This window comes from Algibacter miyuki (genome assembly GCF_030409805.1).
In the GTDB taxonomy this organism is placed as follows: Bacteria; Bacteroidota; Bacteroidia; order Flavobacteriales; family Flavobacteriaceae; genus Algibacter; species Algibacter miyuki.
On the sequence record NZ_JAUFQP010000013.1, the window covers coordinates 23,516 to 40,476 of the forward strand.

The window sequence follows — 16,961 nt, forward strand, 5'->3', positions numbered from 1 at the left end:
AGATACCATATTCGGAAAATGTACGTTTTAAACGTCAAATTTCAATAGTGTTTTAGCCATTAAAAAAAGTTATGCTACTAGTTTATACACATAAAATTTCACCACGATTAAATTATGTTTTCAAACATATTTGTACCCGTGTTTTAGGAATAGAAGTCGCCTTTACTACAAAAATCGAAAAATTTATAGCGCACGATAATATTAAAATGTCTTACACCAAACAGCAGCTTGGTAGTGAGTTTTTTATAAAAAGTAACGATTTATTATTCGAGCAAGGCCTTAATGATATCGATATTAATATCATGGAATGGGGGCAAACCAAAGGCTTTTTTTTCAATGGAGATAAAAGCGCTATGCCCTTCGATATTTTTGCAGCTTCATTTTATTTGCTCTCGCGTTACGAAGAGTATTTGCCACAGGTAAAAGATGAGTTTGGAAGGTTTGTAGCAACCGAAAGTTTAGCTTATAAGCACAAATTTTTAAAGCAACCCGTTGTCGATATTTGGGCGTATAAGTTTAAAGCAGCTTTACAAAAACAATTTCCAGATTTTCAGTTTCCAGAAAAATCATATCGTATAAAACCTATTATAGATGTGCCTAGCGCTTATCACTATAGACTAAATGGAGTTATGCGCACTGTTGGTGGTGTTTTAAAAGATGTGTTTACGCTAAGATTTAAAGGTCTTTACAATCGTTTTATGGTGCTTATGCGCTTTAAACACGATCCGTTTGATACTTTTAAATACTTTATCAATAAACAAAAACAAACCAAATTTAAGTTTGTATTTTTCTTTTTGTTAGGTGAATATTCAACCTATGATAAAGGCACAAATCCAAATAGTAAAGGGTTTATTTCTCTCATAAAACATATTGGAGATTATAGCGATGTGGGACTAAAAGTGTCGTTTTTTGCACTTGATGATGCCGCTATCCTGAAAAAGGAAAAAACGAAAATGGAAGAGATTATTAATAAGCCGTTAAAAGCGTCTAGACAATCGTTTTCTAAACTTAATTTACCAGAAACCTATCGGAATTTAATAGAACTCAACGTGCAAGAAGATTACACCATGGGATATGTTAACGAAATAGGCTTTAGAGCCGGCTCGTGTACACCATTTTTGTTTTACGACTTAGACTACGAAGTGCAAACGCCATTAAAAATTTACCCGTACCATGTTATGGATTTTGCTTTACTGAAACACAAATCGCTCCTAGATAAAAGGCGCGTGTTAAATAATATTATAAATGAAGTAAAACAGGTTAATGGCGAATTTACTCCTGTTTTTCATAATTATACATTGAGCGATAATATGAGATGGACGGGCTTTAAAGAATTATTTAATCTTATTTTAGAATCTGTTACCGATGAAAATTAAAAATATAACCGATGTGTTTTTCGATTTAGATCATACCCTTTGGGATTTCGATAAAAACTCAGCCCTCACCTTCGAAAAAATATTTGAAATAAATACCTTAGACTTTGATATTCAAGTGTTTTTGAAACATTATGTTCCTATAAATTTTAAGTATTGGAAATTGTACAGAGAAGACCAAGTAACTAAAGAAGATTTGCGATTTGGCAGGCTGAATGATACCTTTTTAGAAATGGACGTCCAAGTAGATCCAAACTTAATTAATAAACTGTCGGATGATTATATCATTCATTTAAGCAGTTTTAATCATTTATTTGAAAACACATTTGAAACTTTAGACTATTTAAAATCAAAGTATAAACTTCATATTATAACCAACGGATTTGATGAGGTTCAGCATAAAAAAATGTCGAAATCTAATATTTTACATTATTTTGAAACCGTAACAAATTCCGAAATGGTTGGAGTAAAAAAGCCAAACCCTAAAATTTTCAATTATGCCTTAGAAACCGCCAAAGTAAAGGCAGAACAAAGCATCATGATTGGCGATAGTTATGAAGCTGATATTCTTGGCGCTCAAAACATAGGCATGGAAGTTCTTTTTTTTGATATAAATAACATAACTTTAGATCGTAATATTATTCAAATAGATAATCTCGCGAGTATAAAAAATTACTTGTAAGCTCAAATTATAATAAAAACTGCATAAATAACGTTGAACATTAATGATAAAACGTATTCTTTTTAAAATATGTCTAGGCTTTACATTGAGTTCGCTGCTGTTTGCATGTACTGAAGAAATTGATTTCGATCAGGCTGAAGATTTAGTTATTAAACCTGTAGTATCTGCAAGCCTTGCTTATTTTGATGAACCCGCAACTCAGTTTTTTGTTGCAGGTACCGAAGTGACTAGTGTTCAAGATTTTGTTTCCGTAGAATTTTTTAATAACGAATTTGTAGTCGATAATGTAGAAAAAGCCGAGTTGGTTTTCGAAACTAAAAACACCATCAATAGAACTTTTGAATTACAAATCGATTTTTTAGATGCTTCAGGCCGCGTGCAACATAGTTTTATTGTAAGGGAAGATGCTTCCGGAGATAATGCGGACGAAATATCAACCCATACCGAAGTTTTTGAAAACGGGACCTTAAACGCCTTAAAACGAACAACCCAAATGGTGTTTACGCTGCGAATGTTACCTGGTGAACCGCTTACGGCAAATACCCCAGGGCGTGTTGAGTATAAATCTTACGCTGCATTTTATCTTAATTTAAACCAGGAAGGATGAAGCGTATTCAAATATTTATGCTTTTATTGGGGGTAAGTTTGTTTTCGTTTTCGCAGAACAAGCAATTACTTTATGGGTTTTCTGAAATTCCGCAAGCACTCATGCTAAACCCTGGCGGGGAAGTAACCAACGATTGGTATGTTGGTGTACCGTTGTTATCACATATTCATTTTAATTATGGCGCTACGGCAAGTACGGCTTATGATATTTTTGAGGATAATAATGTTGATTTTAATGTGAAACTTCGGAATGCGATTAGTGGTATGGAATCTACCGATTTCTATAGTATAAATCAACAATTAGAAATTTTTTCTGGCGGATTTGCCTTCGGAAATAGGTTTGAAAAAAATGAGTATATTAGTTTTGGACTATATCAAGAGCTAGATTTTATATTATATTTCCCTAAAGACTTTGCTGTTTTGGCATTGGAAGGCAATCAAAATAATATTAATAGATTATTTAAAGCAAGCGATTTAAATGTTGCTGCCGATATGGTTTCGGTTTTTCATTTAGGATACAACAAAAAAGTAAACGATAAATTCACTTTCGGAGCGCGCGGAAAAATTTATTCTAGCATTGCTAACGTGAGATCTACAAAAAACAAAGGTGGTTTTTATACCGAACCGGGACAGAATAATATTTATAATCATGTTTTCGATTTGGATATGGAGGTCAATACTTCGGGAATAGCTAGTTTGCTTGATGATGAAAACTCCGATGCTAGTAATGATATTAGCACGTTGCAGAAACGCGTATTATTTGGTGGTAACTTAGGTTTAGGGCTCGATTTAGGTTTTACCTATAAGTTAAATGATCAATGGGATTTCGATGCTAGTGTGTTAGATGTTGGTTTTATAAGTCATACGAAAGATGTAGAAAATCACGTGTTAAATGGACGCTATGAATATGAAGGACTAAACCCGCTTTTTCCGCAAGCACGAGAAGGTGAATCGGCAGATGATTATTGGAGCAATATTGAAGAAGATTTAGAAGATGTTTTTCAAGTAGATAGTACCACAACCAAATATACTACATGGCGACCTGTAAAGTTTAATGCCTCTTTAAATTATGCTTTTGGTGAAAAACAAAGCGAATCTTGTTATTGCACCGATGACGAAACAGGTTATTTAAATGCTGTTGGTTTACAACTTTTTAGCATGAGTAGACCTAAGCAACCTCAAGTGGCATTAACGGCTTATTATTACCGTCGTTTGTTTAATGGTTTGCGCTTTAAAGCCACGTACACAGTAGATTCGTATTCTTTTAATAATTTAGGACTTGGGATGTCGGCACATATTTGGGGAGCCCATTTTTATGTTATGGCCGATAATTTATTACAATATAAAAATGTATATGATGCACAAAGTGTATCTTTACAATTAGGATTTAATTATATATTTAACAAAAAATGAAAACCAGACTTTTAACCACTATTTTAGCCTGTTTCTTAGTAACAAGCGCATTCTCTCAAGCAGAATTAAACAACTACAAGTACATTATAGTTTCAAAAAAATTCGATTTTCTCAAAGAAGCTAATCAATATCAATTAAACGATTTATCTAAGTTTTTATTCAATAAATACGGTTTTGAAGCTTTTGTTGAAGGCGAAACTTATCCTGAAGATTTAATGAGAAACCGTTGTTTAGCCTTAGATGCCGATGTGAAAAAAGATCCGGGAATGTTTAAAACAAAGTTGACAGTAGAACTTTCGGACTGTAATGATCATGTAGTTTATACTTCAGGAATAGGTGAAAGCCGTGAAAAGGAATATAAAACAGCTTATACAGAAGCTGTTCGAGGTGCCTTTGAATCTTTAGAAAGTTTGGACTATAAATACACGCCGAAAGCTGGGAACTCGGAAGTTTCAGCTCCAGTAGCTGCGGTAACACCAACATCATCTAAAGAAATTGAAAAACTTAAAGAGGAAATTGAGGCGCTTAAAAAAGAAAAAGAAGCTGTTGTAGTAAAAGAAATTCCTGCGCCAGTTGAAACAATTGTAGAGGTAAAGGAAGAAGTTACAATGACTGCAACCGATGCAGCAACCGCATCGGGTGTGTTATATGCACAAGCTATAAAAAACGGATTTCAATTAGTAGATAGTACGCCAAAAGTACTTTACAAAATGCATAACACCGGTTTAGAAGGTGTGTTTTTAGTAGAAAACCAATCGGCTATTATTTTTAAAAAAGGAGATAGCTGGTTTTTAGAGCAACATGCCAACGGAACGATGAAATTATCAGCTTTAAATATTAAGTTTTAAAGGTAATACGTTAGTTAACTTTTTAGAACTTTTACATACGGTTATTAAAAACAAAATACTTGTTTTTAATAACCGTATTTGTTTTTCCAACGGGTTTTTAAAAACTCCCGATGTCCATTTTCTCGAGCATTATTTCCGGGTTCGTAAAGTTTAGTGTTCTCTATTTCTTTAGGTAGGAACTCTTGCTCGGCAAAATTATTTTCGTAGTTATGCGCATACTTGTAATCGTCGCCATAGCCGAGTTCTTTCATCAGTTTGGTAGGTGCATTTCTAATACCAATAGGTACGCTTAAATCGCCCGTTTGTTTTACCAATTGTTGTGCATTACCAATAGCCATATAAGCTGCATTGCTCTTCGGCGAGCAGGCCAAATAGGTGGCGCACTGGCTCAGTATAATTCGCGATTCTGGATGTCCAATTGTGCTCACGGCCTGGAAGGTGTTATTCGCAATAACCAAAGCGGTAGGGTTTGCATTTCCAATATCTTCCGAAGCCGAAATAAGAAGTCTACGTGCAATAAATTTCACATCTTCGCCACCCTCAATCATACGTGCTAGCCAATACACTGCCGCATTAGGGTCGCTCCCTCGAATAGATTTTATAAACGCCGAAATAATATCATAATGTTGTTCGCCCGTTTTATCGTAACGAGCCGTATTATTTTGTATTCTACTTAAAACGACCTCGTCTGTAATGGTTATTTTTTCGGTATCAAAACTATTTATAAGCAGTTCAAAAACGTTAAGTAACTTTCTAGCATCGCCACCCGAAATACGTAATAATGCATTCGTTTCCTCTAAAATAATTGTTTTTTTAGAGAAAAACTCGTCCGTTTCAATGGCGCGTTTCAGTAGTGTTTCTAAATCAACTTTATCAAAAGCATTTAAAATATATACTTGGCAACGCGATAAAAGCGCGGGAATTACCTCAAAACTTGGGTTTTCAGTGGTTGCACCAATTAAGGTAATCCAACCTTTTTCAACAGCTTGTAATAGCGAATCTTGTTGCGATTTGCTAAATCTATGAATTTCATCAATAAATAAAATCGGATTCTTAGTCGTAAATAAGCCGCCACTTTGTTTGGCTTTTTCAATCACTTCTCGAATATCCTTAACACCCGAATTTATAGCGCTCAAGGTGTAAAATGGACGTCCCGATTCCGAAGCAATAATATTAGCAAGCGTGGTTTTTCCTGTGCCTGGTGGACCCCAAAATATCATCGATGGAATTAGGCCTTGTTTAATGTGCTGCGTTAATGCTCCTGTTTTGCCCACTAAATGTGCCTGACTAACATAGTCGTCTAGTGTTGTGGGTCTTAATCGTTCTGCCAATGGTGCGTTCATAACTGTAAAATTAAAGTAAATTCCTGTGAAAACAGAACGCATTAACATTCAATTTTTTCTTTTTTAGTATTTGGGCGTGCCCCAAAAGGGTCGGGCTTTTACTACTCGCTCCCTCCCAAAAGGTCGGGGAGCTCAAACATGCCGTTCAATCCCTCACGCAAAGATAATTCTTAGCTTAGTTTACTATTGATCCATGCCATAACTAACGGCGTTTAACTCGAAAACTAAACGGATAGTAGCGTTAAAAAAAACAAAAAACCAGGACATCTACATGTCCTGGTTTTTAAATTAAATTTTATAATTAGGTTATATTGTATATACCGTTCTTATTGTTTAATGAATTTTTTAACAACAGTGTTACCTTGGTTATCGTCAATGTTTATAAAGTACAAGCCAGTATGCAGTGCTGAAACATCAACAAAGGAGGAGTTTACTTGTTTAGCCAGAATAACCTTTCCAGAAACACTATAAATGGTAATCGCTTCAATGTTTTTTCCTTGTATAAATAAGGTGTTTTTCGTTGGATTCGGGTAGATTGCAACCGAATCAATAGAAATAGCATCATCTATATTAAGTGTCTCGTCACCTTCAGCTTGAATGTTAAAGTTATATGGGTTTTCACCAGCGTCATTATTTTCAATACTAATACTTGCTGTTTTTATACCAGAACTCACGGGAGTAAAAGTGATTTCGAAAGTTGTAGAATTACCAGCTTCAATAACCGTACTAGGTTGTTGTGTAACGGTAAACTGTGCCGCATCGGTACCTGAAATTAATATGGTAGGGCTACCATCAAGCACCAGTTGTTCTGTATTGGTGTTGTGTACAGTAAATTCTTTTACAATTGAATTTCCGAGTGTGCTTTGTCCAAAATCGGTAAAGTCGGTAGTGCTCGGGGTGGTATCGCCATCTACTATAGAAATGCCATCGCCTCTAATATCAATTTCAGCAATAGGAGGTGAGTTCCATAACTGACCGAAAATTTCATCTTCACCGTCTCCTGGTATATTATCATCACCTTCCCAAACCACTAAAAAATTGTTAGCTGTTGGGTTGTATGCTTGTGTAGGATGGTTTGCCGTAAACGTGCTGTCCCCGTTAACATCTCCCATGTCACTTACTCTACTTTGTTTTTCAAGTAAAGCGTAGTTAGCAGCGTCTAAAGTGGTTGCAAAAATATCGGATGCTGCACTTCCAGGCTCTTCAGACTGAAAAGTAATTAAAATTTGATTGCTATTGCTGTTGTAATGCATTGCAGAACTTGTTCCTGTTTCTTCTACATCACCATCAGTACCTGCAAAACTCACCTGAAACGAAGATCCAGTTAATGCTCCTGCCGTACTTACGCGTTGTGCGAAAATTTCGCTCTCATTGTCTGTAACCGATTGATCAGAACTGTAGGTTACAAGGTATTCACTTAAAAGCGGATTGTAAACCACATTAGGGAAATTGGAATCTCTACTAGCATCTACATTTGTAATTTGTATCGGGGTATTAATACCACTAACTAGACTGCCATCGGAAGCCACAATTTGTGCGAAAATATTATTATCATTATTATTAGGATAATCGGCATAATAAACCACTAAATACTGATTGTTGTCAGGATTATAAACCACTTTTGGAGTTGACGGACTTTGCGTTTCACCTGCATCTATAAAAGAACTTAATTGGGTTTGGCCTCCTAAAGCATTTGCCAACGTGCCATTGCTTTGCAGGCGTGTTCCGAAAATTTCTGGTTCGGAACCGGTTAGCGTATTAGCTTGCCATACGATGTAGTAGTCGCCATTAGTGGTGTTTACTGTTAAATCTATGGTTTGGATATTAAATGTTTCATCTCCATCTATACCATGTTTCGAAATACGAATTTTACCAGTGCCTAAACCACCTACTAAGGTGCCATTCGGGTTTATTAATTGTCCGAAAACTTCTTTTTCAGTAAAATTAGTACTATCCATATCCGATTCCCAAACCACTAAATATTGATTTGAACTCGTGTTGAAAATAACCTTTGGATTAAAGGCGTCGATAGTCGTATTTCCATCCACTCCAGTTTTCGAAATAGGGAAGGTGGCGCCATCTAAACTGCCATCAGGGTTTATAAATTGTCCAAAAATTTCTTCGTCCGAGTTAACAACTTCAGTTTCATAAACTAATAAATATCTATCTAAGGTTGGGTCGTAAGCAACCGAAGGATTTTCGTTGTCTAAGCTTACCTCAGTGGCATGCGAAGTTAATTGTATATCGTTAGTGCCAGTTTCTCCGCTCGATACATTTCCTGTTCCTTTGATGGAAAACGAATAAATAGCTTCATCGCTGTCGTTCGAGTTTATAGTAATAGTTGCTGTTCTTTCTCCAAGAACACTCGGGTCGAATCTTACAGTAAAGAAAGAACTATTGGTAGCGCCAATACTAGCACTGGCATCTGTTTCTAAAGTGAAATCGGCAGCATCAGTACCTGTAATAGATACTGTAGAAGAACCAGAAAGTGTTAAATTAGAACCGCCTAAGTTTCTTATAAAATAAAAATGTTCTTTATAATTATTGTTTAAAGCAACCTTTCCAAAATCGGTGTTGTCTGTAGTTTCTGGTGTCGTATCATTATTAGCAATACTCGTATTGTTACCTTGAATATCTATTTCTTGTACACCAACAGAACTCTCGTTAAAATAAGCTAAAGCTAAACCGTAAGGATCCTCGGCTGCAGAACTTAAAACAGTAACATCCGAGCCGTCTAGATTGGCGCTTCTTAAATTATCAAAAGTAGAATCGGTATCTGTCCAAAATAATTTATTGGCAGCAACATCTATAGCTAGAGCTCTTGGGGATTTTACATGAGTTTCATCTAAAATTTTGGTTACACTACCTGTACCATCACTATTCATTTTAAAAATTCCATCTGCAGTACTGGAAGCCCAATATAACTTATTATTCGTGTCATCCACTTGTATGCCATAAATGGTGCCAAGTGTACTAGTCCCTATTTGACCACTCGGAACATACTCCGAATGTAGTGTTTCAATACCACTACCATCTAAATTAGATTTTTTAATGTAATATGTATTGGAAAAGTCGGTTGTGTTGTAAAACCGATCGGCCCAGTATAGCTTGTTGGTGCCAATGGTTAAGTTTCTTAAGGATATATCTGTGGTCAGGGGTATTATAGTCTCTACATTACTACCATCTAGATTGGCTCTTTTAAGTTCTTCATATTCGGTCCAATATATTTTGGCATTAGTTTCGTCTACGGCAATGTTATAAAGGGTACTTGTAGTAGAATAAACCTCTTGCTCTAAAGTGCCATCAAAGTTTTTTTTGAAAATGCTATAAGGATATCCCGTAGTAAAAAACAGTTCTTGAGTGGTGTTATTAACAGCCGTGTACCTGGCTGATAAAGCTTCAGTTTGTTTAAAAAATACAGCTTCGTCGGTGCCATCCGTATCAATGGTTAAAAGCGATCTGTTGTCTTCGTCAATGTATAGTAATTTTTTGTTTTGTCCTTGGACTACAAACAAAGGAATGAGTATAAAAACTAGATAAAGTAATTGTTTTTTCATGATTATAATTGGGTTGGTTAAGATCTTGTTTTTTGCGAAAGGTAAGTTTTATATTTAAAATTCTTACACTTTAATACGTTAAAAAGTGTTTTTCACACATTTAATCGAGTATTGTTAGCCGGTAACGAATCGTTGAATCAATCAGAATTTACTTTTTTTATCCTAAAAATGGAGATATAATAACTTTTTTAAATGGTGTTTTTTATTTTGGGCGTGCCCCAAAAAGGGTCGGGCTTTCACTACTCGCTCCTCCTAAGGTCGGGAGCTCAAACAAGCCATTCAATCCCTCACGCGGGCCAATCTGCCAATTTAGCACATTTTATAAAGTTGGATAACTATTTGTTATATTCATCACAATGAAACAGCACGAACATTTTAAATTCTCACCAGGAGTCATTGCATATCCAGTGTTTTTCGTGCTTACCATTTGGCTCGTATTTTGGTTCGAAGTACGTTTTGGATACAATTTAAGTAAGTATGGTGTTTATCCACAAACTTTAAAAGGACTTAGAGGTGTTGTACTCAGTCCGTTTTTACATGGTGATATTGAGCATATCTATCATAACACCATTCCGTTATTTGTGCTCTCCACGGCGCTGTTTTATTTTTATAGACCAATAGCTTGGCGCGTTATTTTATTTGGGATTTTAATTTCGGGATTTTTAACTTGGTGTATTGGTAGACCATCTTACCATATTGGGGCAAGCGGACTCATTTATGTTTTAGTAAGTTTTACTTTTTTTAAAGGTGTTTTCGCAAAACATTACAGACTTATTGCATTATCGCTTTTAGTTATTTTTTTATACGGAAGCATGATTTGGTATACATTTCCGATAAAAGAAGGTATATCTTGGGAAGGACATCTATCTGGTTTAATTACGGGCTTGGTCTTTGCTCTTTTCTTTAGAAAAGAAATAGCAAAACCTAAAAAATACGCTTGGGAACAAGAAAATTACAACGAAGAAAACGATCCGTTTTTACAACATTTCGACGAAAATGGAAACTTTATAGAAACCAAAGAAGAACCCGAAATAGAGGAGGAGCTAAAGCCCCTCTCTATAAGGTATATATTTAAAGAAAATAAGGATTAGTAGTATAAAATAAACTAATAATTACTTTATCATTCTTTGTCTTACGGCTTCATATAAAAAAGCACCACAAGCAACCGATACATTTAACGATTCAATTTCACCAAGTAAAGGTAATTTTGCTTTAGCATCAACCACTTTTAAAGTTGACGGGTTTATACCTCTACCTTCCGAGCCCATAATAATAGCACAAGGTTCTTTAAACGAAACGTCGTAAATGGTGTCGTTTGTTTTTTCGGTAGCAGCAATCACTTTAATACCTGAAGCTTGCATGTAAAACACAGCATCTTTAATGTGGTCTACTTTACAAATTGGAATTTTAAATACCGCACCAGCACTGGTTTTAATTGTGTCTCCATTTACTGGAGCACCACCTTTTTTCTGAATAATAATACCATTAACACCAGTACATTCTGCCGTTCTTATAATAGCTCCAAAATTACGCACATCACTTAATTGGTCAAGTAATAAAAACAATGGGTTTTTACCCGATTCCATAACGCTAACAATTAAAGTTTCCATATCGTGGAATTCAATTGGCGAAATTTGTGCCACAGCACCTTGGTGGTTTCCTTTGGTTAATCGGTTCAGTTTCTCTACAGGAACATAAGATTTATTAACCGATTTTTTATTTAATAAAGATTCTAACTCACTAAATAAATCACCACTTAATCCCTTTTGAAGGAATACTTTATCTATAGTTTCACCGGCATTTACCGCTTCTATAATGGCTCTAATACCAAAAATTTGTGTTTGTTCTTGCATGGTACAAAGGTATAAAAAAAGCAGTTTTAAATGGTGTATGTTTGGTAAATCATTCAGGTAAGTATAGAAAATAAGGTTTGTAAATGTTAAAGCAAGTAAAAATGATGAAATCAAATGTTGTTTTTTGTAATTTTGACAAGTGATAAAGTCAATTTTACATAAAGGATTTTCGGTACTGTTAACATGTCTTGTGTTGTTTTCAACGGTGTCTATTACTATTGAAGAACGCTTTTGTGGCGATGCTTTAGTGGATGTTTCTATGTTTTTAGAAAATGAAACTTGTGGTATCAATGCTTTAGATGTACTGTTGAACAATAGCTGCTGTAAAGATGAATTGAATGTGGTGAAAGGACAAGACGAACTAAGTTATTCTTCATTTGAAGATTTAGATCTCCTTTTTCAAACAGAAATCACAACCCAAAGCGATATTGTATCTAACCACTTCAAAGGTTTAGCACAGTACAATATTCCTCATAAAAATTATGCGCCACCGCTCTTGGTTGCAAATATTCGGGTGTTATCCCAAGTTTTCATTATTTGATGTATTCTGCTTGTTTTGTTTCCGCGAAAGCGAAAATATAATTGCGCTTTGTTTTATCGTTGTACATGATGTTCTAAATTATGTTGAGATGAAATTTAAGCACAAGTCACATTATCCATACTTTGTTTGGAATTTATATCGAAATGTATTCCATGTTTTTAAATATTATGATGCATGATTGTAATTTCAGCTATTAAAGTCGAATAATGGGGCTTGTTCAAAATGAAAAGTATCATTTAAAAAAATGAAAAGTAAAAAATGAAGAATATAATATATTTGATAATCTGGTTTCCGGTGGTTTTGTTTTCTCAAGAGCGAATATCTGGAACTATATTTGAAGCCCATCCTGAAAATGATGCCTTAGTTTTGGCTGGTGCAAATGTGTATTGGTTAAATACGTCGGTAGGAGCGGTGACTGATATGGACGGCGAATTTACGTTGGCTTATAAACCGGAATATTCCAAATTAGTAATTAGTTATGTAGGATTTAAAACAGATACGCTTACGGTGCGCTCTGCTAAACATATAACACATCGATTGAAGCCCGTTAGCGATTTAAATGCGGTTACGGTAACTTCGCGTAAGCAAGCTACAGCTAAATCTTATATGCAATCGCAAAATGTGTTTACGGTTAGTAGTGACGAGCTTTTAAAAGCGGCTTGTTGTAATTTAGCCGAAAGTTTTGAAACCAACCCATCGATTGATGTTAATTTTGCCGATGCTATTTCGGGTACACGCCAAATAAAAATGTTAGGACTTACTAGTCCGTATATTTTAATCGCAACCGAGAATATACCATCTATTCGTGGCGCTTCTCAGGCTTTTGGTTTGAGCTTTATTCCGGGAACTTGGGTGGAGAGTATTCAAATTACAAAAGGTGCCGGTTCGGTGGTTAATGGTTATGAAAGTATCGCTGGGCAAATTAATGCGGAATTGGTGAAACCTACGACCGATGATAATGTGTTTTTGAATGTTTTCGGAAATATTGCAGGGCGTTTTGAACTGAATACACACATCAATACTAAAGTGAGCGATAAGTGGAGTACAGGGCTTTATTTGCACGGAAACACACATAATGAAAAACATGACGTGAACGATGATAATTTCCTGGACATGCCTTTGTATAATCAGATTAATTTGATGAACCGTTGGCAATACACCAACCTGGAAAAAGGTTTTGTGAGTTTTATTAATGTGAAATTTCTAAATGATGAAAAACAAATGGGTGAACTTGATTTTAACCCGAAAACGGATAAACTAACCCAAAATGCTTGGGGCAGTGAAATAGATACAAAGCGTTACGAGATTTCATCTAAAATAGGCTATGTTAATCCGGAAATTCCCTATCAAAGTTTAGGCGTGCAAACGGCGTTTAGTAGGCATATTCAGGAATCTTATTTTGGGTTGAATCAATATGAAATTACACATAATAGTTTATACGCCAGTGCAACCTACAATTCTATAATTAGTGATTCTCGACATAAGATTAAAACGGGTGCAAGTTACACTTATGATGATTATGAAGAATTGGTAAACACGACGGATTACGAACGCACAGAGTATTCGGTTGGTGGTTTTTTTGAGTACAACTTTGATAATTTAGATAAGTTGAATGTTACGGCTGGCTTACGATTGGATTATCATAACCTGCTAGGTGCTTTTATTACACCTCGTTTTCATGCACGTTATACACCATGGGAAAAATCTGCAATTCGGGCCTCTTTTGGGCGAGGAAAACGGAGTGCTAATATTTTTACTGAAAATCAGCAAATGTTTGCAACCTCACGACAAATTAATATTTTAAGCTCAGGCGGTGATATTTATGGTTTGGATCCGGAAATAGCTTGGAATTACGGCCTGTCGTATTTGCAAGGTTTTAATTTGTTTGGAAGAAAAGCAGATATAACTCTGGACTATTATAAAACAGATTTTACAAATCAGGTGGTTGTAGATTATGAAAATCCGCTAGAAGTTAATTTTTATAATTTAGAAGGAAAGAGTTATGCGAGCAGTTTTCAAGCGGAAGTAAATTACAATGTGTTTGAGTCTTTTGATTTGCGTTTGGCATATAAATTTTACGATGTGAAAACCGATTATCAATCCGGTACATTAGAAAAACCGTTGGTGCCTAAAAATCGATTTTTTGCAAATGCCTCGTATGAAACACGGAAGCATGGTGAAATTATTCCGCATTGGCGTTTTGATGCTACGTTTAATTGGCTTAGTCAACAACGCCTTGCATCGACAACTTTAAACCCTGTTGCTTATCAATTAGATGAGTATACGCCAACTGTTGGCACATTAAATGCACAAATAACGCGTGTATTTTCTCCTAAATTTGAAGTATATTTAGGTGGTGAGAACATGACTAACGTGAGACAAAATAATCCTGTTCTAAGCGCAGATAATCCGTTTTCGGGTTATTTTGATTCCACTTTTGTATATGGTCCAATTTTTGGAGCTAATTATTATATGGGATTACGATTTAGAATAAATTAAATAATTTTTAAAAAATAAATAAGATGAAAAAAATAATGATGATTGCGGTGTTGCTCGTTGGAACAGCCACCTTTGCACAGAATAAAAATGAAAAGGCATCGATAGAAGTAGACGGTGTTTGTTTGATGTGTAAAAGCCGAATAGAGAAGGCGGCCATTAGAACGAAAGGCGTAAAATCTGCTGTTTGGGACGTTAAAAGTCATGAGTTAAAATTGATTTTCGATGCACGAAAAACCAACGTCGATTCAGTTGAGTCTCACGTTTTAGCCGCAGGACATGATACTAAAACCAAAAGGGCGACCGATGCTGCTTACGATACATTACACGATTGCTGCCGCTACAGAGATAGTGAGGTTATCGATGATCATAAAGATTAACTAGGAATCTAAGTTTCCTTAAATAAAAAAATAAAAAAAGCCTGTGAATTTATTTTCACAGGCTTTTTAAGTTTTATTGAAAAAGATATTAGATACCTAATTCTTTCTTTACATCGTTTAGTAAATCTTTACCATCTGTAAGGATTGTTATTCCAGTACCTGAGTCTAAAACATAGTCAAATCCTTGAGCTCTTGAAACTTTTAAGATTGCTGCTTTAGCTTTTTCTGTAATAGGTTCTAACAAAGCAATTTCTTTTTCCTGCATATCTTTTTGAGCATCTGCTTGAAATTGTTGTAAACGTTGTTGTTTTTCTTGTAACTCTAAAATACGTTCTTGGTTTTTAGCGTCTGTTTGGTTTTTAGCATCAGCTTCGTATTCTTTTTGTAAGTTTTGGAACTCTGTATAAGAGCCTTGCATATCTGTTTTGTAAGTTTTTCCCAACGCTTCTAATTCACTCTGTGCCGTTTTCATTTCTGGCATAGCTTTAATTAATTCTTGCGTGTTTATATGGGCAACTTTACTTTGAGCTTGTGTGAAACTTACAGTTCCGATACATAATGCAGTTGCTAATAATAAGGTTTTAATGTGTTTCATTTTGTAAATAAGTATTAGTGTGTTATAAATTATTAATTTCTGTTTATACTGTCTTTTGCTTTTTGCCTATCTTCTAATATTTTTTTTCTTTTCGCCTCTAAAGCTTTTTTTCTGTCTTCGCGCTCTTTTAATTTCTTTAATCTGTTTTCTTCTATAAGTTGAGCTCTTGTTTTGGTTTCAACTTCGCCTTCCTTAGCTGTGCTTTCTGTTTCACCTTCAGCAGCATTTGCTTCCGGTACAGCAGTGCCGTTTAGCTTGGCTTGTTTTGCTTTTTCACGGTCGTCAATTATTTTTTGGCGTCTGTCTTCAGCAGCTTTTACTTTGGCAGCACGAGCGTCTAATTTTTCTTGTCTCGCTTTTTCAAGTGCGCTATCACGTTCTGCTTTTTTCTCTTCTAATGCTTTTTGTCTCGCTTCTTGTTCTAAATTAACTTCAGGAACAATGTCTTCTTGTTCAGCAGCGCGGCGTTCGGCCTTAGATTGTGCTTGTGTGCGTTTTGATGTTCTGGTAATACTACGCAAAACTTGATCGCTAATATCTAAAGAATTTGCAACATATAGCATACCGCCATTGGCTTTATCTAGAACTAATTGATATTTTCTAGCGGCAACTATGGTTTGTACCGCTGCAAATATCTGATCTTGAACAGGCTGCATGAGTTGTTTCTTCTGAATAAATAAATCACCGTTAGGTCCAAATCGTTTTTGCTGATAGTCTAAAATTTCATTTTCTTCAAATGTAATATCTTCTTCACGTTCTTTAATAAGTTCTTCGGTTAAAAGCGCTTTTTCATTGCTGAGGTCTTTTCTTTTTTGCTCAACAGAAATTAATTGCGTTTGAATTTCATTTTTCCATTTATCGGCTTTTTCGTTTAATTGCGATGTGGCGTCTTGATATTCGGGAACGTTTTCTAAAATATATTCACTATCAATATAAGCAATGCTTACACCACGTTGCGCATTAACCGATAGGCTTAACATAAAAACTAGGGTCAATAAAAAAAGAACGTTGTTTTTCATCTGGTTAAATATTTTTATCATTTACGGTTTATAAACTCTAAAAACGACAGACGATAAATTTTGTTGCTGTCACTTCTATGAATTGTTTTTTATTCGATTAAAACTAATAAAGTTTATTAATTTTATGGAACTCGCAAAATAAACATTTTCGTTATTAAGAAAAATTTTTATTTACGGATTTTAAAATTAACGAATTTTAATCTTAAAAATTTCAATTCATATTCAATTTCTCAAGGTGTTTATAGAAAATATCGT

General features: G+C 35.0%; 14 protein-coding genes. 9 read left to right on the forward strand and 5 right to left on the reverse strand.

All coding sequences use genetic code 11. The features are described 5' to 3' along the window. The first annotated feature begins 71 nt into the window (after nucleotides 1–71). Genes QWY92_RS12300 through QWY92_RS12320 form a run of 5 tightly spaced genes read left to right on the forward strand, consistent with a single transcriptional unit; the run spans nucleotide 72 to nucleotide 4,922 of the window. Nucleotides 72–1,376: a polysaccharide deacetylase family protein gene (locus QWY92_RS12300; protein WP_290271689.1), complete on the forward strand. Its 1,305-nt coding sequence runs from the start codon at nucleotides 72–74 to the stop codon at nucleotides 1,374–1,376. Further along, nucleotides 1,366–2,055 carry a YjjG family noncanonical pyrimidine nucleotidase gene (locus QWY92_RS12305; RefSeq protein WP_290271691.1) on the forward strand — a complete coding sequence of 230 codons (690 nt, stop codon included), beginning with the start codon at nucleotides 1,366–1,368 and terminating at the stop codon, nucleotides 2,053–2,055. The genes QWY92_RS12300 and QWY92_RS12305 overlap by 11 nt, the downstream gene beginning before the upstream one ends. Before the next feature lie 43 nt (nucleotides 2,056–2,098). Beyond that, a complete protein-coding gene (locus QWY92_RS12310) occupies nucleotides 2,099–2,662 on the forward strand; it encodes a hypothetical protein (protein ID WP_290271692.1) in 564 nt (187 codons plus the stop codon). Next, nucleotides 2,659–4,074: a DUF5723 family protein gene (locus QWY92_RS12315; RefSeq protein WP_290271694.1), complete on the forward strand. Its 1,416-nt coding sequence runs from the start codon at nucleotides 2,659–2,661 to the stop codon at nucleotides 4,072–4,074. The genes QWY92_RS12310 and QWY92_RS12315 overlap by 4 nt, the downstream gene beginning before the upstream one ends. After that, nucleotides 4,071–4,922, forward strand: a complete 852-nt coding sequence (locus tag QWY92_RS12320; RefSeq protein WP_290271696.1) for a hypothetical protein — start codon at nucleotides 4,071–4,073, stop codon at nucleotides 4,920–4,922. The genes QWY92_RS12315 and QWY92_RS12320 overlap by 4 nt, the downstream gene beginning before the upstream one ends. A 65-nt stretch (nucleotides 4,923–4,987) precedes the next feature. On the opposite strand, the gene QWY92_RS12325 is transcribed toward QWY92_RS12320, so the two are convergent. Together QWY92_RS12325 and QWY92_RS12330 are read right to left on the reverse strand one after the other, a co-directional pair. After that, nucleotides 4,988–6,265: a replication-associated recombination protein A gene (locus QWY92_RS12325; RefSeq protein ID WP_290274087.1), complete on the reverse strand. Its 1,278-nt coding sequence runs from the start codon at nucleotides 6,263–6,265 to the stop codon at nucleotides 4,988–4,990. A gap of 326 nt (nucleotides 6,266–6,591) precedes the next feature. Further along, the gene (locus QWY92_RS12330) at nucleotides 6,592–9,822 is read right to left on the reverse strand and encodes a choice-of-anchor D domain-containing protein (RefSeq protein WP_290271699.1); all 3,231 of its coding nucleotides are present in this window, start codon (nucleotides 9,820–9,822) and stop codon (nucleotides 6,592–6,594) included. 356 nt (nucleotides 9,823–10,178) lie between these two features. Between QWY92_RS12330 and QWY92_RS12335 the strand changes: the two genes are divergently transcribed. Further along, on the forward strand, nucleotides 10,179–10,913 hold the full coding sequence (locus QWY92_RS12335; protein ID WP_290271701.1) for a rhomboid family intramembrane serine protease: 735 nt from the start codon (nucleotides 10,179–10,181) through the stop codon (nucleotides 10,911–10,913). Nucleotides 10,914–10,934: 21 nt separating this feature from the next. On the opposite strand, the gene rlmB is transcribed toward QWY92_RS12335, so the two are convergent. Then, nucleotides 10,935–11,675 carry a 23S rRNA (guanosine(2251)-2'-O)-methyltransferase RlmB gene (gene rlmB / locus QWY92_RS12340; protein ID WP_290271704.1) on the reverse strand — a complete coding sequence of 247 codons (741 nt, stop codon included), beginning with the start codon at nucleotides 11,673–11,675 and terminating at the stop codon, nucleotides 10,935–10,937. A 139-nt stretch (nucleotides 11,676–11,814) separates the two neighbouring features. On the opposite strand from rlmB, the gene QWY92_RS12345 reads away from it, so the two are divergent. The 3 genes from QWY92_RS12345 (at nucleotide 11,815) to QWY92_RS12355 (ending at nucleotide 15,092) form a co-directional block, all read left to right on the forward strand. After that, a complete protein-coding gene (locus QWY92_RS12345) occupies nucleotides 11,815–12,216 on the forward strand; it encodes an HYC_CC_PP family protein (RefSeq protein WP_290271706.1) in 402 nt (133 codons plus the stop codon). Nucleotides 12,217–12,474: 258 nt separating this feature from the next. After that, nucleotides 12,475–14,715 (forward strand): TonB-dependent receptor, encoded by a 2,241-nt coding sequence (locus QWY92_RS12350; RefSeq protein ID WP_290271709.1) that lies wholly within the window; start codon nucleotides 12,475–12,477, stop codon nucleotides 14,713–14,715. A 23-nt stretch (nucleotides 14,716–14,738) separates the two neighbouring features. Then, complete coding sequence (locus tag QWY92_RS12355) at nucleotides 14,739–15,092, forward strand: heavy-metal-associated domain-containing protein (protein ID WP_290271711.1); 354 nt, start codon at nucleotides 14,739–14,741, stop codon at nucleotides 15,090–15,092. Nucleotides 15,093–15,180: 88 nt separating this feature from the next. On the opposite strand, the gene QWY92_RS12360 is transcribed toward QWY92_RS12355, so the two are convergent. Together QWY92_RS12360 and QWY92_RS12365 are read right to left on the reverse strand one after the other, a co-directional pair. Continuing rightward, nucleotides 15,181–15,687, reverse strand: coding sequence for an OmpH/Skp family outer membrane protein (locus QWY92_RS12360; protein ID WP_290271713.1), 507 nt, complete (start codon nucleotides 15,685–15,687; stop codon nucleotides 15,181–15,183). Nucleotides 15,688–15,719: 32 nt separating this feature from the next. Next, nucleotides 15,720–16,706, reverse strand: coding sequence for an OmpH/Skp family outer membrane protein (locus QWY92_RS12365; RefSeq protein ID WP_290271715.1), 987 nt, complete (start codon nucleotides 16,704–16,706; stop codon nucleotides 15,720–15,722). Nucleotides 16,707–16,961 lie beyond the last annotated feature (255 nt).